Here is a 1,986-nt window from a genome sequence, read left to right as displayed (position 1 = left end):
CCGCCGCGGTCGGCCAGGGCGCGGAGCACGTGCGCGCCGAGGTCGTCCGGCCGCACGCCGGACAGGGCACCGCCGTAGCGGCCGAACGGTGTCCGGACGGCGTCGAGCACGAAGACGTCGGTCACGAGGAGGCCTCCTTGAGGGTCCGCAGGGTGGACAGCTCCGCGGCGGTCGGGGCGTCGGTGGTCGACAGGTCGTCGGCCACCGTCAGGTCCCAGCCGGTGGCCTCGCGCACCTGCTCGACGTCGACCCCGGGGTGCAGTTGGCTGAGCACGAGCTCGCGGGTGTCCGGGTCGGGACGGAAGATACCGAGGTCGGTGATCACCAGGGTGGGGCCCGCGCCGCGCAGACCCAGCCGTTCGCGGTCACCCTTGCCGCGACCGTGCCCGACGGAGGTCACGAAGTCCACCCGCTCGACGAAGCTGCGCCTGCTCTGCCGCACGACGACGAACACCTCGCGGCAGGAAGCGGCGATCTCCGGGGCGCCCCCCGCGCCGGGCAGCCGCACCGCGGGGTCGGCGTAGTCGTCCCCGATCACGGTCGTGTTGATGTTGCCGAACCGGTCGAGCTGGGCCGCGCCGAGGAACCCGACGTCGATCCGGCCGGGCTGCAGCCAGTAGTTGAACACCTCGGGCACGCCGATCACGGCGTCCGCCGTCTCGGCGAGGATGCCGTCGCCGATCGAGGACGGCAGCACATCCGGCTTGGAGCCGAGAGTGCCGGACTCGTAGATCAGCACCAGGTCCGGCGCGTGGGTCCGGCGTGCCACGTTGGCGGCGGTGGAGGGCAGTCCGATGCCGACGAAGCAGCGCGTGCCGTCGGACAGGGCCCTGGCCGCGGCGATCGACATCATCTCGTCGGACGTGTGGCCCGGCGTCCACTCCGCCCGCGGCCGCTGCTGTGGCGTGGTCACTTCCCGCTCACCTCCTCGCCGAACACGGTGTCGCGGACCCAGGCCTCGAACGAGTCCCTCTTCCGCCCAATGGAATCCCATTCCGTGTAGTACGCGTTGTCCCGGTCGTAGTAGTCCTGTGCATAGGACGGGTGGGCGCCGTGCGGCGCCTCGGCGACGTAGGTGACCGCCCAGCTCGGCAGCATCATCTGACCGGGAACCGGCTCCAGGTCGTCGACGACCTCCTCGACGGTGACCAGACTCCGCCGCGCGGCGAGCACCGCCTCCTTCTGCACGCCGACGAGCCCCCAGATCTGCACGTTGCCCCGCCGGTCCGCGCGCTGGGCGTGGATGATCGACACATCCGGGTTGAGCGCCGGGACGGCGGCGAGTTGCTCGCCGGTGAACGGACAGGTGATCTGCTTGATCGTGTCCGTGTGCTCCGGCAGGTCGGTGCCCGAGTACCCCCGCAGCACTCCGAAGGGCAGCCCGGACGCCCCCGCGACGTAGCGGTTGGCCATGCCCGCGTGGCTGTGCTCCTCGATCTCCAGCGGGGCGGGCCAGCCGTTCTGCACGGCGTCGCGGAACCGGTGCAGCGAGCCGACCCCGGGGTTGCCGCCCCAGGAGAAGACGAGCTTGCGCGCACACCCCGCGCCGATGAGCTGGTCGTAGACGATGTCCGGGGTCATCCGGACGAGCGTGAGGTCCCTGCGCCCCTGCCGGATGATCTCGCGGCCCGCCGCGTGCGGGATGAGGTGGGTGAACCCTTCCAGCGCGACCGTGTCCCCGTCGCGCACGAGCCTGCCCACACCGTCGGCGAGCGAAACGATCTCTGCCACCTGTGCCACCTTCATCGTTCGCATAACGCACACAAGTTCTACATATGAACATACACCCCGTCGACCGGGGCGCGGTAGGGTCTCGTCGGGAGCAGTCGAGCGTGGGGGTGGTCATGGGCGGCGAGGTGTGGCCGCGGGTTGTGGTGGCGCGGAGGATCCCGGAGGCCGCGCTCGCGGTGCTGCGGGAGGTCGCCGACGTCCGGGTGCCGGAGCCGGACCGCGCACTGTCCACCGCCGAGCTGCACGCGGCCGTCG

The 1,986-nt window shown here is 71.5% G+C and carries 2 protein-coding genes and 1 pseudogene; all 3 read right to left on the bottom strand.

Annotated elements, in window-relative coordinates; genetic code table 11:
- A pseudogene (locus SACHA_RS24640) lies at positions 1-125 on the bottom strand (3-oxoadipyl-CoA thiolase); the annotation flags it as partial.
- Positions 122-853 carry a CoA-transferase subunit beta gene (locus SACHA_RS0116350; RefSeq protein WP_198010165.1) on the bottom strand — a complete coding sequence of 244 codons (732 nt, stop codon included), beginning with the start codon at positions 851-853 and terminating at the stop codon, positions 122-124. The pseudogene SACHA_RS24640 and the gene SACHA_RS0116350, both read right to left, overlap by 4 nt.
- 56 nt (positions 854-909) lie before the next feature.
- On the bottom strand, positions 910-1,731 hold the full coding sequence (locus SACHA_RS0116345) for a CoA transferase subunit A (RefSeq protein WP_019811467.1): 822 nt from the start codon (positions 1,729-1,731) through the stop codon (positions 910-912).
- Positions 1,732-1,986: the final 255 nt, after the last annotated feature.

Source organism: Saccharomonospora halophila 8, from assembly GCF_000383775.1.
Lineage (GTDB): Bacteria > Actinomycetota > Actinomycetes > Mycobacteriales > Pseudonocardiaceae > Saccharomonospora > Saccharomonospora halophila.
Note: the sequence above shows the minus strand (reverse complement) of the source record. Positions and strands in the feature narration are given on the sequence as shown.

Bases quoted from the DNA above. Each gene is read 5' to 3' on its own strand.
- SACHA_RS0116350 (WP_198010165.1), bottom strand. From the start codon at position 853: ATGATGTCGATCGCCGCGGCCAGGGCCCTGTCCGACGGCACGCGCTGC.